This window comes from Streptomyces sp. NBC_00670, from assembly GCF_036226765.1.
Lineage (GTDB): Bacteria > Actinomycetota > Actinomycetes > Streptomycetales > Streptomycetaceae > Streptomyces.
In genome coordinates this window covers 63,146-78,545 of record NZ_CP109017.1, presented here as the reverse complement: position 1 = coordinate 78,545, position 15,400 = coordinate 63,146, and the positions used below count along the sequence as shown (strand labels likewise).

The following is a 15,400-nucleotide window of genomic DNA, read 5'->3' as shown; positions in this document are numbered from 1 at the left end:
CGGTCGTCATGCTGCGAGGCGGTCGGTGCCGGTCAGCAGAGGCCGCAGCTGGGTGAGGGGGCCGTCCAGCCGGGCGTGGCCGGCCACCACGGTCAGCGACCCGCAGCCCAGCCCGGCCTGAGCGGCGATATAGGCCAGCAGCCGGCCCAGGCCGAGGTAGTTGCCGTAAGCGCGCTCGAACATGAAGTGGCTGCGGTACAGGACCGCGGCGTGCACACGCCGGTCACGGTCCAGCTGGAGGGAGATGTGACTCAGGCAGGGAAACCCGATGTAGCTGTTGTCCTTGCCGGCCGTGTGCACCAGCAGCTCCGCCCCGGCCTCCTCCGCGTCCGCAGCCGCGGCGATGTCGATCTCGTAGGCGGCGGCTATCTTGGTGCCCGCGGCCTGCGCCCGCAGTCGGCCGATGACCGTGCCGAGCTGGTCGACACCGCTCTTCGACGCCGCAGGGTAGGACACCAGGCGGCCGAAATAGGTCCCGCGGTGGTTGCCCGGATACCGTTTGATCACCGGGTACATCTGCCGGTACCGCCGGGCAAGCTCCTCCGGACCGTCGCACCGCGCCGCAAGGGCCGCGGGGAACAGGGTGCTGGCCACCGTCTCCAGCGGCCACAGCCCCCGGGCCGTGCGCAGCCGGTCCAACTCGGCGCGGAACACCGGATCGTCGCTCGTCGGGTCGGCGATGCGTACCACGGTGTGCAGGCCGGTCCGGTCAGGATTGTTCTTGCGGTCCAGCTTGTTGCAGGCGGCGACCCAGGCCTGGGTGACGTCGCGCTCGGTCACGGCGAAGGTGTGCATCAGTCCTCCTGACACATACGGTGTGATCCGAGACCCCTGCGCTTACAGGGGCCAGGTGTCGTCGACCCCGGCACGCGGGGCTTCGCGCACTACCGTCAGCCGCAGCGGACGGCTGATCGAGGGCACGGTGATCTCCACCGAGCCCTGTTCGCCCGGCGGGAGTTCATCGGTCATCACGGCGCTCGCCAGCGGCGTAGTGCCGTCACTGGTCCACGGCTCCAGCCCCTTGGGCAGGACGTCGAACCGTGCGTTGTCCAGGTGGAGCACGAGCACATCACCCGCGTCGGCGTACACGGTCTGCCCCGCGCAGGCCGCCGTGATCACGTGCACCTGGGCCTGCGCGGGCAGCGAGGCCCCTCCCGCCAGCGAGCTGCGCAGGCCGGCCGGAGGGATCTTGGCCCACTGGCCGGCCCGGCCGGAATCCAGCAGCCGCAGATTCACCAGGTGACGCACCGTCCCGGCGTACGACGTACCCAGCTCCCGCGCCACCCGGTAGACGTGCTCGGGGGATGACGGGCGACCGCCGCAGATCCTTTCCAGAGCCGCCCGCACCGCCGGCAGGGGCATCAGGAACCACGCCGCGAACGCCTCCGCCGTCTTCTCTTCCTCGGGCCAGCTGCCGTTGCCCCAGCGCAACGCGGGATCCAGCTCCTCGTCCGCCGCGGTGCGATGGCCCAGCCGGTGATGCCCCAGCTCATGCGCGGCCGTGTGCCGCTGGGTGACCGCGTTCAGCGAGGCATTCAGCATCACGGCCGGCCCCTTGTCGGCGGGGGAGAAGTACACGCCGAACAACCGGGGCATCGGCTGCGCCATCCCGATCACGCCCGCCGCTCCCAGCGCCCGGTGCACGTGAACGTATTGCGTACGGTCGATGCCGAGGTCGCGGTGCGCCTGGACGGCTGCGATGGATGCGATCCGGTGTGCTAAGCCCCAGTTCACGCCGTCGGACTCCCGCCGTCGGAGCCCTGGTCCTCGCGTTCTGCCGCGCGTCGCAGCGTGAGGTATTCGGCGAACTCCAGCACGGTCTTGGCATCCCCGTCGGTGAGCTGGGCCAGCGCCCGCGGCAGACCGGCAAGGGAGTATTCGCTGGCGTCGGCGTCCTTCTCCTCGGCGAGGAAGTAGGCGACCGGCTGCCGGTACAGGCGGGCCAGCTTCTTCAGTTCCAGACTGTCCACGCGCCGCTCGCCGCGCTCGATGTCGCTGATGGCCGAGCGGGGGATACCGGTGGAGTCCGAGACGAACTGCTGGGACATGTTCAGGTAGTCACGGGTCTTCTTCAGCCGTTCACCGAGCCGCACCAGCTCAGGATCACGGTCACGGCTGTCCGACGGAGGGGTCATGGCTGCTGCCTTTCCTTGATGGCGTCCAGTACCGCCGCGGCGAACGCTCCCACCGAACCGGTGGCCTGGGCGGCCTCCCGGTCGGCGGGAATGGCGACCTGGAAACGCTCCTCGATGCGTGTGAGAATCTCGACCACCAGAAGCGAGTCCACGGGCAACTCCCGCCCACCCTGCTCCAGTTCAGAGCGGAGCTCGTCGGGAGAGACCCCCTCGTGTTCAGCGAGGAAGTCGAGGACGACGGAGGTGATCTCGTCCGTGCTCGGTGTGCCTGCGTTCGACAACTCTCCCCAATCGTCTGCATTTCCAACGACGCTGTCGTAGCATACGACATGCTGTCGGGAAAGCAAACAGTGCTGTCCCAAGATCAGACGGGTGTGAGTGTGGATTTCAAGCGCTACCAGGAAGCGGCCGTCAAGACCCTGCAGCCCCCCGCGGACGGCACCGATCCCGTCCTCGTGCCTCTCCTCGGCCTCGCCGGCGAGGTCGGATCCCTGACCACCGCCTACAAGAAGTTCCTGCGTGACGGACCGGCCTTCGAGCAGGGCAAGCACCAGTTACGTGAAGAGCTCGGAGACGTCCTGTGGTACGTCGCCGCTCTCGCCCACCGCTTCGGACTCGACCTCGACGACGTGGCCGCGGCCAACCTGGTAAAGACCAAGGACCGCTGGCGCCCCACCCCCCGCGACGAGCACGCCCCCTTCGACGCGGACTTTCCCGCCCACGAGCAACTGCCCCGGCAGACCTCACTGACCTTCACGCCCACCCAGACCGACGACGGCCGCACCGTCATCATCCTCACCCGACAAGACGGAACCCCCGCCGGTGACCCGCTCACCAGCGCCTCCCACGTCGAGGACGGCTACCGCTTCCACGACATCTTCCACCTCGCCCACGCCACCGTCCTGGGCTGGTCCCCCGTCACCCGCTTCCTACTCGGCCGCAAACGCAAGAGCGACCCCCGCGCCGACGAAGCCGAAGACGGCGGCCGCGCCATCGCCATCGAGGAAGGCATCTCCGCCCTGGTCTTCTCCTACGCCGCCCGCCACCGCTTCCTCGCCGACATCAAACACATCGACCAGGAACTCCTCGCCACCATCGGCCACATGACCGCCCACCTGGAGGTCAGCATCTGCCGCGCCGCGGACTGGGAGCACGCCATCCTCACCGGCTACACCGCGTGGCGCCAACTGCGCGAGCAGAACGGCGGCACTGTCCACCTCGATCTCGACCAGCGCACGCTCACCGTCACTCAGAACTGACGACCCGAAAGCGGGGAACGCCCCGGACGCGGCGTTCCTCAGTGAATGAGCGCGCCGGGCCATTGACAGGAAGCCCAAGGCGACACCGCCTCGCAGGATGGCGAGGCGGTGCGCAGGCGCCGTCGCCGACCCGGGCAGCCGCAGTACAGTCAGCGACACTCGCTCGGAATCGTCAGGTGCGCCCTGGTGGGGTGGATCCGCCGAACAGATCGGCGAAGGAGAACGTGCCAGCGGGGTTGCCGACGTGCCCGGTGGCCGTCTCGCGGGCCTGCGGCTCCTCAACGATCTTCGTGATCACGGCACCCCAGCAGGAGCGGCATGAGCAGCCGTCCTCCTGCTGGTGCTCCCCGTCTGCACGATCCGCAGCTTTCCGTACGAACTCGGCCAGCGCCTCGAACTTCGCCTGCCATTCTGCAGCCGACGCCTGCAACTGCGCGCTGCGACGACGGGCATGGTTGACCTCGTTCTCAGCGCGTTGCTTGGCGCGGATCATTGGCCAATTCGGGCCTCCGCCATAGCCGTACGACATCGCAGTCTTCTCCCGTCCTCCGCCTTCGACAGTGCCTGCCCTGTAACGACCCGCTGGCATGGTGCGACACGTTGGTGTGCTGCAGACAGGGGATGCCGAGTCCGCTGCAGGACCGTGCCGACCGTGGGAACGGCCGGCTGGGAGGCACTACGTGCAGCGTTGTCAGCCGGCAACTCCGGAAGGGTGGCAGCGGCGGGTGTCACGACCAGCCAGAGGTGAGGTCTGCGTCGGCGACTTGAGAGCCTCTGGCCTGCGGGATCTCGACTAGTGCCGGACAACTCTCTGAGACGTCTGAACTGCTGCTTCTCTAATTCGAGGTCCTCTGATCTGGCACGCCGCAACTTGATCCGGACGCACATCAACTGCTCTCGGACGCGGTATGAGTGACCGAGAAGGCTTTCGAGGGCCTGGGCGGTATGCCGGTGGGCGGGCGAGAGCCTGTGGCCCCCGCCCGACTGCCGGTGGGTGCGAGGGCTTCCCACTTGGCCTTGCTCGCGGCGATGATCGGCTGAGCATGCCGATGGCCGTAAGCGCGGCGGCCCGATGCCTGGGAGAGTTTCAGTGCCTGACCTGCCTGCCCCGAGCTCGACGGGTGTCCGTATTGCTGGTGACCGCTATCAGTGGCTGGCTGCGTGGCAGGGGTGTGTCGCCGCTGTCCGGGATGCGGCGCTGCGTGCGTCCAACCCGGTGGTGGCGGTGGGCGTCGAAGCCGACGACGCGGGGAACTTGGACGACGTCGTCTTGTACCGGCAGGTGCCGCCGCACACCTACATGCAGGTCAAGTACGCCGCGGACAGCTCTACCCCGGTCAACGGTGACTACCTGCTCAAGCTCAGCGATCGCGGCGGCCCGTCGATCCTGCGGAAGATGGCGCAAGCCTGGGAGAAGCTCACCGAGGACGGCACTCCGGTCGATCTCGCGTTGCTGAGCAACCGGCCCCCGGATGCGGAAGACCCGCTGATCTCGCTGAGGGACTCCCGCACTCAGCTTCTGGTTCCGAAGGCGGCGCAGCAGGGCCCGGGCTCGAAGAAGGGGCAGGCACGCAGGCGTTGGGCCGACGGTGCCGGGCTGAGTGAGGACAGGCTGCTGGACTTGCTGAAGGTACTGCGCTTCGACTTGGCACGAGACGTGATGCACCTGCATGAGCACTTGCAGATGCTGATGTTCGCCGCAGGGCTGCGGTTCAGCGAGGAGGCCATGCACTCCGGCGCGGACTGGGTGGCCCGTCAAGTCGCCGACGGGCAGCGCCGCCTGTCCCTGGCGGATATCAGGGAGGCGATCCGGGCCCTGGGCCTGGAAGCCGGCTCATCGCGTCCGGTGCTGTCCATCGCCACCCTGAAGCCGGATCCCATGGCGGAGGACGCCGACTACGCATTGGACTGGGTGGATCGCTTCGAGGGAGCCTCACCGTATGTGAAGCGGCGTCCGCTGGCTCCGGCCACCTGGGCGCAGTTGCAGGCGGACATTGAGGCCGCGCCGTACCGGATGCCGCCGGGCACCACCACGGTCGCTGTCACCGGCAGCCTGCGTCTGGCACCCGCTTTCGTGGTCGGTGCCGCCTTCCGCATGGTGGCCGGCTCCGACCTTGCCGTGGCTCAGCGTGAACAGCTGTGGTCATCCACCGCAGCGTACGACTCTCCGCTGACGCCAGCCGTTGATGAGCACACCCTTGACCTTGGAACGGATCTCGCCGTGGCCGTCGCGGTCGCCACGGACCCCACGCAGGACGTGCTGGACTTTTTGAGCGAGCATCGGGTGCCCGTCTCCCGGCTGCTGGTCTTGCGCCCGCCCGGAGGGGCGAAGGACAACTCCATCCCGGATGCCGCGACGGCCAGCGCGTTGGCCGTCGGTATCCGGGACCTGCTGCGCCGTGCCTGCCGCGCACATCCCGCGATCCACCTCTTCCAGGCCGGCCCCATGGGCCTGGCCCTGCTGCTGGGCAACCGGTGGAACCGGCTGCGCCCCACCACCGTGTACGAGGACGTCAACGCACAGCAGGTGTACGAGAAGGCCTTCGTCATCGACGCATGAGGGCTCGCTAAGCTCCTACGGTCCCGCCCAGATGCTGAGCCCGCTCCCCGGGCTGTCCCTTCGGGGTATGCCCGCCGGAGATGCGAGGAGTGCGCCTTCCCCTGGCCAGCTGTCTCGCCCTCCTGCCGTCAGCCGAGGTTTGCATCGGGCCTGGGCCCGGCCTGGCGGGTCCTCGATGCGAGGCAGCAGCTCAGACGGCCCCTCTCACCTGCATCAAGTACGCGGATCCGATGCGGGATGGCCGCTGCCGTAAATGATCAACTAGTTCTGGTGCAGGAGGGTTTGTCAGTGGCGGGTCTTACTGTGGTGAACGAGCAGCCATAGATGCCTGTTTGTGGCCGCCGCGCCCCAGCCCGGGGTCGGCGGCCGCAGCGTGCACCGGGCTGGACGACGCGCCCGAGGAGGCACACCGCATGGGGATAGACGACGCATTCGACGCGTTCCAGAAGACCGTCAACGAAGACATAGACAAAACCAGACTCGCCCGCGAGCGCAGGGACCTGTTCAAAACCGCGCTGTTGAGCGAGCCGGACGTCGTGGAGACGTTCGGCTCGGGCTCTCTGAGCCGCAGCACGCAGCTCAAGCCCATCCACGACGTCGACGTCGTGATCGTCTACGACCCCGACGAGCACCCCGAGTGGGGGAACGACGGCCCGAGCGCCCAGGACGCCCTCGAGCACGCCCGCACCCAGGTCAACCGGCTGCTGAGCCAGACCAACGGCACCCACGCCAACGAGGTCCGGCACACTCTCGTGCGCAATCACGCAGTCAAGTGCTTCCTGGACGACCCCGAGGACCCGGAGGCCTTCACCGTCGACGTCATGGCCGCCCTGCGCCAGGAGGACGGCTCGCTGCTCATCCCCGAAAAGCTGAACACCCGGTGGGTGCCGGCCAACCCGGAATACCTCATCGGCCAAGTCGCCGATCACCAGCGGGACTGGCCGCACTTCCGGCCTCTGGTCAGGGTCCTCAAACAGTGGCGGCTCACCGCCCCGGTCCAGGGACGCATCAAGTCTCTCGTCATGGAGGTCCTCGCCCTCAACTGCATGCCCAGGTTCGGCAACCGCTCCCAGGCACTGAAGACGTTCTTCACCGCCGCCGCGGTCCGGGTCCACGAGGGCGTGTGGGACCCGGCGGGCCTGTGCGGTCAGATCCAGCCGGACCTCGACCATGCAGGTCTGTCCGATGCCTTCACCGACGCGGCAGACCTCGCGGAGCGGGCCTGCGCTGCTGCGGCCGAGGGCGACACCGACAACGCGCTGCGGCTGTGGCAGAAGATCTTCGGCGACGACTTCCCGGCCCCTGCCGCCCCGGCCAAGCCCGCCTCACTGATCACCGGGACCCCCGCGCTCATCACTGCGCGGCCCATCAAGGACGCACCCCAGGGATGACGGCCGCACACACGCCCGACGACCGCACGCTCACCACCTGGTGGATGTGCGAGCCGCGCCGGCTTCACCGCGACCACGAGGAGATCACCGCCCAGTTCCCCGACCTCTCCTGGAACGAGACCGGAGCAGGCAGCTGGGAGGGAAGACTGCCCCACTGGCCCTTCGAGCGGCCCGAGCCCGAGCACCTCACCACCTGGATCGGCGACGAAGGACTCCTCCTCCGCATGGAATACAGCCAGGCCTATCCCATGGTGGCACCCCGGCTCATCCCCGTGGATCCGCTGCCCGAACCGTACGAGTGGACCCAGACCCGCTGGCACGTCAACGGCGACGCGAGCCTGTGCCTTCTGCGCGAGGACGCCCTGTGGACGGGCCGCGACTCGGTAGCCGACCTGCTCCTCAAAGCAGCAGGCTGGCGAGTGGAGTACGCACTCATGAAGCACCGCGTGATCGAGCAGATGACCGACAACGGCATCGTCGACGACGACCGCTTCGACCACTTCCTCTCGCGGCCTCCAAGCCCCCACGACAGCACCGAGCACAGCCATCACGAAAGGAACGGGCAGGAGAATTCGGCGTGCTGATCCTCATCCCGCAGTCTGCCGCGGCCATCATGCGTTCCTCCGGGCCGTGGGGCCGATTGTCCCTGCGCATCAACCATCCCGAACGCTTCGCTGTCGTGCGCGGTCTCTCCGAACGCGGCGACGGCATCTTTCCGGTGGAACCGCCGCCTGAGCACCGCCTCCTCGGCAGCTATCCGCCCGTTTCCACCGGCTGGTGGTGCCGCGTCCATGCCGACCTTCACCTGATGTGGCTCGCCCTGAGCGCAAGACGCGGCATGCTCATGAAACTCGACGCCTTCAAGGCAGCCGTGCCCAACGGCTACAAAGCTCCCGGAGATCCTGGTTACTGGGCCATCACCCATGCACCGGGCCTCAAGGATGCCTATCCCGAGCACAATCTGCCGGACCTCGTCGCCTGGCACGTCACCCGCGAAGGCGCCCAGCCGATCTCCGTGTCGGTCGAGCCCGAGGCCACCGGGATTTGCCAGCTCAAAGACCACTGGCCGGTACACGAGCTGCAGAACACGCGGATCATGCTGATCGGAGCGGGAAGCATCGGCTCGGCCACCGCACACGCACTTGCCGGCTACGGCATCGGCCATCTCACCCTCGTCGACCCCGACCGGCTCGACTGGCACAATCTCGTCCGCCACACCAGCGCCCGCCGACACATCGGCCGATCCAAGGTCACCGCCCTGGCCGAGGACCTCGCCGCACTGCGCCCCGACACCACGGTCACCCCTTGGGCCCTGGACGTCATCGAGCACGCAGACCAGATTCGGGCCCTCCTCGCGGACACCCACCTCGTCGTATGCACGGCAGACGGAGTGGCCCCGCGCCGCGTCACCGGCCACCTGGCCCGCCGCGCCGGCCTCACCGCAGTGCTCGCGTGCGTCCTGCAGGACGGTGCCCTCGGCGAAATCCTGCGACTGCGTCCCTGGCCCCAGCACGGATGCCTCACCTGTAGGCGCCAGAGCCTCGCCCAGGCAGGCGGCCTCGACCCCGAGCCCGCCCTGGACGCCGGGTACGGCACCGGCACCCGCCACCGGCCGATGACCGCAGTCGGCTCCGACCTTCACCTGGTCGCCCAGCTCGCGGCCAAAACCGCCGTCGCCACCATCCTCGAACGCGCCGGACATCCCGACCAGCGACTGCCGGGAGAGCATGCCCTGCTTGGCCTGCGCCGCCAACCCGACTGGGCCCCGCCCTTCGACCTCGGCCACACCGCCGAGCTGCGCTGGCTGCCCGCCACACCACCGATATCCGGCTGCCCCACCTGCGAAGCACCATGACCCAGCAGCCTGTCACCACCGTGCACTTCACCGCCCAGGCCTCCCGGATCGTCACCACCGAACTGCGCACGTCCGACCACAGCACGGAGACCGGAGGCATCCTGCTGGGACACCACACTCACGACACCGTCACCGTCCACCACGCCGGAACCCCCGGACCTGCCGCCGTACGCACCCCCACCTACTTCCTCCGCGACCTGGCACACGCCCAGGCACTGGCCGACGAGGTATTCGCGAGGGACGGCAGCGTCTGGGTCGGCGAATGGCACACCCACCCCGCCAGCCGCCCCATCCCCAGCGCTCGCGACGCCGCCACCTACAGGAAACTTCTCAGCGATCCGGAACTGGGCTTCCACAGCATCATCGCGGTGATCTTCGCTCCCCGGGCAGGCCGTTGGGAGGGCGCAGCCTGGGCATGCCGCCTCGGCCGCATCGAGCCGGTGCAACTGCAGCTCTCCCGCTCTGTCGGATGAGACGCCGAAAAAACTCGGGTGCTCAGAACGGGGGCGCCAGAGCACGTCACCGTTCACCGGTGGCTGGCCAGCCGCACCGTAGAGCTCTCAGGCGACGGCTGCCTCTGCGGCAGCGCTCTCACCGTCGGCGTCCCGGCCGTCGGCGGCGCCACGGATGCGGGGCCGCCGAACACCCCCGATGGTTCGACGCCGAAGCAGCAGGCTGCCCGCGGCAGCCGCAGCAGCCGCACCGGTCGTGCACGCTGCACAGGACGGCGCGCCTTACCGGCGCGGTGTCAGTCGTCGTCGGGGTCGTTGCGGCCGACGAACATGTCGTCGAGGGCTTCTTTGGTGATGGCTTCGGTCTCGTCTTCGATGGCTTGCTGGGCGGTCTGGCAGATGAGCTGGTCGAGGGTGTCCATGTAGCCGCCGGTGCGCTCGTGGAGTTCTTCCTCGAGGTCCAGGAGCGAGCCGGGCTCGTGGTCGTAGAGCCGGAGGTTGGAGTCGTAGGCCCGCAGCACGGTGCGCCATCCCTCCTCCTGCCCCGCGTGGAAGGGGATGGGGTTGATCCGCATGACAGGCAGGCTGCTGCGGAACTGCTCGGAGGTGCGGGGCCGTTCGCTGCGGCGGCGGTTGTGCAGGCCCTCGTTGACGATGTCGGTGGCGCCGCGACCGCTGTAGATGACCGAGAGGCGCAGGCGGGCCTGGAGGCAGTCGAAGTAGTCGAAGGCACCGGTCAGGTCGCTGTCGTGGATGCGGTCGATTCCGTCGACGAGGAGCAGGGAGGTACGGCTTTCGCGCATGGCGTGGATGACCGGTTCGGTCATGTCGGTGCTGCGGTAGGTCCGCTTGTCGATGTTGACGGTGTGGTCCATGCCGAAGAAGTCCGCGAGCGGCAGGGACCAGTCCATGTTGCTTTCATGGCGCGGAGGGACGTTGATGTAGACGACGGGGGTCCACTCGCTGTCCGGCCTGCGCTCGGTTTCCAGTAGTCCCTGGTAGGCGCGTCCGATCTGGAGCAGCAGCGTGGTCTTGCCGGCACATCCGTCGATGATCATGCTCATGCGTTTTCCGGTGGGGCGGAACCGGTTGGTGCGCAGGGTGCGCCGCGCGTCCTTCAGCCCCTGGGTCACATCAGGGGTGGAGACGGGGATCATCTCTCCGTGGTAGATCATCCGCGGGTCGGTGTCGGTGACCTTCGTGCCTTTGGGGGCGCAGTCCTGCAAGTCCGGCGGCTCGAGTTTGCGGTGCACGAAGTCCATGAACCCCTCCCGCACTGTGAGCAGTTCGGGATCCAGCGGCGACCACCGCGCAGCGAGAGCTGCGGGGGCGGCTGGTTTCGGGGCGGTGCGCGCAGCGTCCATCACGTCTCCTGCGGGTCTGGGCTGGGTGGGGGCGGGTCCTGATCGGGCCGCGGCGCAGGCCGCTCGGACGGATTTGCTGCCAGTTCCCGGAAGATGTCGCCGGCTGATCCGCCCAAGCTGTGCGCTCCCGCCGGAGCGGGACGGCGCCGCGGGGGCCGGGGCCGGCCCGGCGACGCCGGCGGGGCGGCGGGTTCGGGCACGGCGGACGGCAGCGCGGCACGGCGGCCCGGGAAGAGGTCCTTGGCATCGACGTTGAGGGACGGTGCGGGCGTCACGCTGCCGGGTTCGGCCCGGGTGATCCCTGCGTACGGGTTGGCCGGTGTTTCGGCGATCTCCAGGGGCTGCGGAACGAAAGCGGCCACCGGCTTGACGGAGGTGGAGGTGGGGGAGGGGCCGCGCCGTGCGCGGGTCAGGAGATCGTCCACAGCCCGGGCGATTTCTTCCTCGCTGCCTTCCCGGCCGACGAGGTCGGCAACGAGGTCGGCGGCCTTCTCCCACAGGTACTGGGTCCACGAGTCGCGGATCAGGTGCTGGTACTTGAAGTCGAAGGGCACCCACGGACTGCGGGCGGGGTCCTTTTCGACCGTGTGGTCATACAGCCACACCCGGCTGGGCTCGTAGGGGTTGTAGTAGACCGGCCAGCGCCGGCCCTGTCCCTTGATGCCGGTGTGCCGGTTCTTGAACTCCCGGATGCGATGGCTGAAATACGTACGGTTGCCGATCTTGATGCCGTCGCGGGTCACGGTCCGCTTCGTCTGGAGGAGCAGCTTGCGGCTCTCATCCGGTGTGACCGGCCGCGGCACGGCGCCTTCCACGGCCACCGCCGCCGCATACATCTGGTTCGGGGTGAGGATCAGAGAAGGAAGGAAGGGGGAGCGCAGTCCTTCGTGTGGTCGCCGCTGCCATTCGGTGACCACCCACTCGTGCCACAAATCCTGCAGCTCGTTCAGCGTCCACAACCGCTCCTTGTCGACGTCGTTGCCGCGCGTGGCCAGGCTGTTGCCGGTGTAGCCGGCGACGAACTGGGAGAACATGCTCTTGACCGAGGCGTTGGTGCGTTCGATGACCGCCTTGTCGGTGGGGGTGCGCTCCCGGGCGGACTCCACCTCGATGCCCAGCATGCTGCACACGTCCTTGAAGTGCCGGGCCTTGAAGATCTTGGCGTTGTCGACGACCACCGTCTTCGGGCGGATCACCGGCCGCGCCGCGGCACCGGCCATCCGCGGATCGCCGGCCAGCATCTTGGCGTAGGGCAGGTCCGAGTTGGCGGCCAGCGCCTGCGGCGACCAGCCGGGGCGCGCCGCGAGCGGCGCCATCGCCTGGCCCAGCAGCAGCGCGGCATCCAGCGACTTGGTGCCGCGGCCGCCGCGGCGTCGGCTGCCCGGCCCCTTCTTGCGCCCCGAAGTCTTGGGAACGATCATCCCGGCGATGAAGCTGCGGCTCAGAACGTCCAAGGCATAGGTCAACTCCACTGCCACGGGACGCCCGTCGTCGCCGAGCGCCAGGACATCCAGCCCAGTGCCGTCGATCTCCACGCGCTCGCCCAGCAACGACACTGGCACCGGATGGTAGGGAGGCTCGGGCAGGGCGGTGGCATCACTGCCCCGCCCGGGCGCCGCCTTCAGCGACTCCGCCGAGATCCCCAGCCGCTTGAGCAGGTCGTAGAAGGTGGTGCGGGCCGGCATCAGGGCCCGGTACTCATCCGGGTGCGCGCGGCGCAGCGCCGCGCGCACCCGCTTGTACAGCCGGGAGAAGGTGCCCGCCGACGCGCCGCGCTGGGCTTTGTCCTCCTGCTGGATCAGCGCCACCACCCGCTCGTCGACGTTGCCGTGGACGGTGCTCGTGCGCAGCCACCGCTTGTCGACCAGACCGAGCAGCCCGTGTGCTTCGTAGGCCAGGCATTTGCGCTGCACGGTAGCGACCGAGCCGGTCAGGCCGGCCGCCTTCAGCTCGGCCGCCTTCAGGGCGTAGCGGGCGGTGCGGGTGGTGGTCGCCGGATCGTAGCCGCGCCGCGCAGTGAAGGCGCCGTCCCGGGCGCCGACAGGGCGGCCGGTCAGCACCTCCCGGACGTGCTCCTCCCAGCGGCGCACGTCCTTCAGCTGTTCTTCATCCAACCGCTCCAGTACGGACAGGTCCGGCACCGCTTCCGGCTCCTGCGCCATCCCGTCGTCCTTCAGCACGGCGAAGTCCGGGGCGGATACAAGGACGCAGACCACCACCAGCGCGTCCTCGCCGCCGTCGTCCATCGCCGCCAGATGCACGGTGGAACCCTGCAAGGCGCCCACCAGATAGCGGCCGGTCTTCCACCGGACCGTCATTCCCGGCCGGAGCGTCCAGGCCGGCCCATCCGGGACGTCGACCGGCAGGGAAAGGACGGTGCTCATGCTGCCGCTCCGGCCGCCCACACCAGGCTGTCGGGGGTCAGGGGCTCCTCCCAGCGCGTCGTCAGGTCCTGCGTCCACAGCAAGTTCCAACTGCTGGCACGGCCCTGCCCCGGAGGAAGATCCACCGCATCGGCGCCCCTGCTCAGCGGCAGGGGGCGGGCGAATGCCTCCAGCAGGACGGCCCTGGCGCTGACGTCGGCGAACTCGTCGTGACGGAACTGCGAGACGATGTACACATTGCGGCGCAGCTGACCGCCCGGGGCCCGGGCGACATCCACCTGCCATCCCGCCTGCGCGGCAGCTGCCTGGGCCACCGACCATTCCTGATCGTCCGGCTCCCTCCCGTCGGGGGAGTGGAGATAGAGCATCTGCTGCCCCTTGGTGGTGCGCGCCATGAACGCCGGGTTCACCACCCCCGCACGCTCACCCTCGCGCCATTCGACCTGCAGCGACGGTGCAGCCAGGTAGACGATGCACGGATCACGGTCAAGGAACATGGCCGCATACGCATGCTCCAGGGACCGGCAGCTGACCTCCTTCTTGGTGGTCGACGACCACCACTGGCGCACCTTCGACTTCCGCCCCTGGTAGGCACGCTGCTCGTACAGCACCGGCCATTTCTCCACCGGAAGCCCGCGCAACGCCCCTGGAGTGCCGAGGCGCTCACGGCCCATGCCGTCGCGATAGCGCACCTGTAAGTCCATCAGCTGCTCCCCTCGTGCCGCGCCGTGCCCTGCTGCGCGGCAGACCTCCACCAGGCTCCGGGCCTCCTGCGATCTCGTGTGACGCCGTCGGAGGAGTTCACCCGAAAGGATGCAGATGCTTTCGTTCCTTGACGGCGTTTCCCTGGTGCCGGAGATCCGCCGGACGTCTGCTCAGCTCGAGGCCAAAGCAGACGTACGCGACGCGGATGACTACAGAAACAGCCGGTCCATCGAGTTGGGCAGGCGCACCCATGGCAGGCACGTAAGATCCTCCACCGGCGCCAAAGAAGAGGGCAGGACATGACCTGCCACCCTTCGTACCTCGGCGCTTGATGGCAGTTCCCCGCTGAAAAGCTGCGGAATGCCCTGCGTGAGCGGCCGGTGCTGGCGGTGCCAGAGGGTCAGCGGCTCGACGAACCGGTAACCGTGCCGACGCGCTGTCCGCGGCAGCCAGTCCTGGTACTCCATGCCGCCCAGTACGCCGTTCAGGCGGCGCACCTCAAGCCAGGCCAGGTCCCGGGTCAGCAGGGAAAGCCGGCTTAACTGCGCCAGGGGCCGCACCCGCTGCTCGCCCAGCTGCGCCGCGAGGACACCCCACTGCTTCGTCTGCGCGGGGTCCTCGAGATACCCGGAGCGCACGAGGACGGAACAGGCGTCCGCGAACACCCACCGTCCGGCAGGACCCAGGCGTTTGCGCACCCGGTTCAGGCGCTGCTGCGCGCGCACGACCTCCGCGAGCTCGCTCAGATCGACGTAGGGGGTATCGGTGCTGCGGGAGTTGTCCGTCCAGCGCCGGTGGCGCAGGCACACCTGCCAGGGGTCGGGAAGGATCAGCCAGGCAGGCGAGCGGGTGCCGCGGCGCGCCGCACACAGAGAGCAGGCCTGCACGATGTAGCCGGCCCGCGCGTCCCAGGGCCACTCCCAGTCGTCCTTGGCGTCCTTGTCCATGAGGAATTCATCGCGCAGCCCGATCAGACGCTCCTGCATCTCGGCCACGGTGTGGCCGGCCAGAGTGGCCAGCCGCTCACGCGCGTAGCGGCTGACGTACATCTCGGTGTACTGCGGATCGACGGGCACCGGGCCGGTGCCCATGCTCCGCAGCACCTCTTCCGTAGGGCGGTTGTTACGGGCAGCCAGCCGCGTCACGTACGAGCCGGTGGACTCGCCCTGCAGAAACCGCAGCCGCAGATGCATCCGGCGCCGCCCGAGCCATTGGTCCCGCTTCTCCGCCACGACGGCGCTCCTTCCGGGATGTCCGGCCGCGGCTTCATCTAACTGCCGCCGCCCTCGGCAGGC

At 68.7% G+C, this 15,400-nt stretch carries 15 protein-coding genes; 6 read left to right on the top strand and 9 right to left on the bottom strand.

Going from position 1 to position 15,400, the window contains the following annotated elements:
- Positions 1-6: 6 nt before the first annotated feature.
- Genes OIE12_RS00335 through OIE12_RS00320 form a run of 4 tightly spaced genes read right to left on the bottom strand, consistent with a single transcriptional unit; the run spans position 7 to position 2,416 of the window.
- A complete protein-coding gene (locus OIE12_RS00335; protein ID WP_329130410.1) occupies positions 7-795 on the bottom strand; it encodes a hypothetical protein in 789 nt (262 codons plus the stop codon).
- A 42-nt stretch (positions 796-837) separates the two neighbouring features.
- A complete protein-coding gene (locus OIE12_RS00330; protein WP_329130408.1) occupies positions 838-1,734 on the bottom strand; it encodes an ImmA/IrrE family metallo-endopeptidase in 897 nt (298 codons plus the stop codon).
- Positions 1,731-2,135, bottom strand: a complete 405-nt coding sequence (locus OIE12_RS00325) for a helix-turn-helix domain-containing protein (RefSeq protein ID WP_329130406.1) — start codon at positions 2,133-2,135, stop codon at positions 1,731-1,733. Before OIE12_RS00325 ends, OIE12_RS00330 begins: the two co-directional genes overlap by 4 nt.
- Positions 2,132-2,416 (bottom strand): acyl carrier protein, encoded by a 285-nt coding sequence (locus OIE12_RS00320; protein WP_329130404.1) that lies wholly within the window; start codon positions 2,414-2,416, stop codon positions 2,132-2,134. The genes OIE12_RS00325 and OIE12_RS00320 overlap by 4 nt, the downstream gene beginning before the upstream one ends.
- A gap of 93 nt (positions 2,417-2,509) precedes the next feature.
- On the opposite strand from OIE12_RS00320, the gene OIE12_RS00315 reads away from it, so the two are divergent.
- Entirely contained in the window at positions 2,510-3,394 is an 885-nt protein-coding gene (locus tag OIE12_RS00315) for a nucleoside triphosphate pyrophosphohydrolase family protein (RefSeq protein ID WP_329130403.1), read from the top strand.
- A gap of 172 nt (positions 3,395-3,566) precedes the next feature.
- Here the strand turns inward: OIE12_RS00315 and OIE12_RS00310 are convergent, their stop codons facing one another.
- A complete protein-coding gene (locus OIE12_RS00310) occupies positions 3,567-3,923 on the bottom strand; it encodes a hypothetical protein (protein WP_329130401.1) in 357 nt (118 codons plus the stop codon).
- Between the two features lie 561 nt (positions 3,924-4,484).
- Here OIE12_RS00310 and OIE12_RS00305 point away from each other — a divergent pair.
- The 5 genes from OIE12_RS00305 (at position 4,485) to OIE12_RS00285 (ending at position 9,673) form a co-directional block, all read left to right on the top strand.
- Positions 4,485-5,954 carry an SAVED domain-containing protein gene (locus OIE12_RS00305; RefSeq protein WP_329130399.1) on the top strand — a complete coding sequence of 490 codons (1,470 nt, stop codon included), beginning with the start codon at positions 4,485-4,487 and terminating at the stop codon, positions 5,952-5,954.
- Positions 5,955-6,367: 413 nt separating this feature from the next.
- Positions 6,368-7,345, top strand: a complete 978-nt coding sequence (locus tag OIE12_RS00300; protein WP_329130397.1) for an SMODS domain-containing nucleotidyltransferase — start codon at positions 6,368-6,370, stop codon at positions 7,343-7,345.
- Entirely contained in the window at positions 7,342-7,929 is a 588-nt protein-coding gene (locus OIE12_RS00295) for a hypothetical protein (RefSeq protein ID WP_329130395.1), read from the top strand. Before OIE12_RS00300 ends, OIE12_RS00295 begins: the two co-directional genes overlap by 4 nt.
- The gene (locus OIE12_RS00290; RefSeq protein ID WP_329130393.1) at positions 7,923-9,200 is read left to right on the top strand and encodes a HesA/MoeB/ThiF family protein; all 1,278 of its coding nucleotides are present in this window, start codon (positions 7,923-7,925) and stop codon (positions 9,198-9,200) included. The genes OIE12_RS00295 and OIE12_RS00290 overlap by 7 nt, the downstream gene beginning before the upstream one ends.
- Positions 9,197-9,673, top strand: a complete 477-nt coding sequence (locus OIE12_RS00285) for a Mov34/MPN/PAD-1 family protein (RefSeq protein ID WP_329130391.1) — start codon at positions 9,197-9,199, stop codon at positions 9,671-9,673. The genes OIE12_RS00290 and OIE12_RS00285 overlap by 4 nt, the downstream gene beginning before the upstream one ends.
- Positions 9,674-9,948: 275 nt before the next feature.
- Here OIE12_RS00285 and OIE12_RS00280 read toward each other — a convergent pair whose 3' ends face one another.
- From OIE12_RS00280 to OIE12_RS00265, 4 genes are all read right to left on the bottom strand, one after another.
- Entirely contained in the window at positions 9,949-10,914 is a 966-nt protein-coding gene (locus OIE12_RS00280; RefSeq protein WP_329130389.1) for an ATP-binding protein, read from the bottom strand.
- Positions 10,915-11,015: 101 nt separating this feature from the next.
- The gene (locus tag OIE12_RS00275) at positions 11,016-13,400 is read right to left on the bottom strand and encodes a Mu transposase C-terminal domain-containing protein (protein WP_329130387.1); all 2,385 of its coding nucleotides are present in this window, start codon (positions 13,398-13,400) and stop codon (positions 11,016-11,018) included.
- The gene (locus tag OIE12_RS00270) at positions 13,397-14,104 is read right to left on the bottom strand and encodes a hypothetical protein (RefSeq protein ID WP_329130386.1); all 708 of its coding nucleotides are present in this window, start codon (positions 14,102-14,104) and stop codon (positions 13,397-13,399) included. The genes OIE12_RS00275 and OIE12_RS00270 overlap by 4 nt, the downstream gene beginning before the upstream one ends.
- 210 nt (positions 14,105-14,314) lie before the next feature.
- The gene (locus tag OIE12_RS00265) at positions 14,315-15,337 is read right to left on the bottom strand and encodes a TniQ family protein (RefSeq protein ID WP_329130384.1); all 1,023 of its coding nucleotides are present in this window, start codon (positions 15,335-15,337) and stop codon (positions 14,315-14,317) included.
- Between the last annotated feature and the right edge of the window lie 63 nt (positions 15,338-15,400).

Coding starts and splice junctions, on each gene's coding strand:
- OIE12_RS00335 (WP_329130410.1), bottom strand. CDS start 795: ATGCACACCTTCGCCGTGACCGAGCGCGACGTCACCCAGGCCTGGGTC.
- OIE12_RS00325 (WP_329130406.1), bottom strand. CDS start 2,135: ATGACCCCTCCGTCGGACAGCCGTGACCGTGATCCTGAGCTGGTGCGG.
- OIE12_RS00310 (WP_329130401.1), bottom strand. CDS start 3,923: ATGTCGTACGGCTATGGCGGAGGCCCGAATTGGCCAATGATCCGCGCC.
- OIE12_RS00300 (WP_329130397.1), top strand. CDS start 6,368: ATGGGGATAGACGACGCATTCGACGCGTTCCAGAAGACCGTCAACGAA.
- OIE12_RS00295 (WP_329130395.1), top strand. CDS start 7,342: ATGACGGCCGCACACACGCCCGACGACCGCACGCTCACCACCTGGTGG.
- OIE12_RS00285 (WP_329130391.1), top strand. CDS start 9,197: ATGACCCAGCAGCCTGTCACCACCGTGCACTTCACCGCCCAGGCCTCC.
- OIE12_RS00280 (WP_329130389.1), bottom strand. CDS start 10,914: ATGGACTTCGTGCACCGCAAACTCGAGCCGCCGGACTTGCAGGACTGC.
- OIE12_RS00275 (WP_329130387.1), bottom strand. CDS start 13,400: ATGAGCACCGTCCTTTCCCTGCCGGTCGACGTCCCGGATGGGCCGGCC.
- OIE12_RS00270 (WP_329130386.1), bottom strand. CDS start 14,104: ATGGACTTACAGGTGCGCTATCGCGACGGCATGGGCCGTGAGCGCCTC.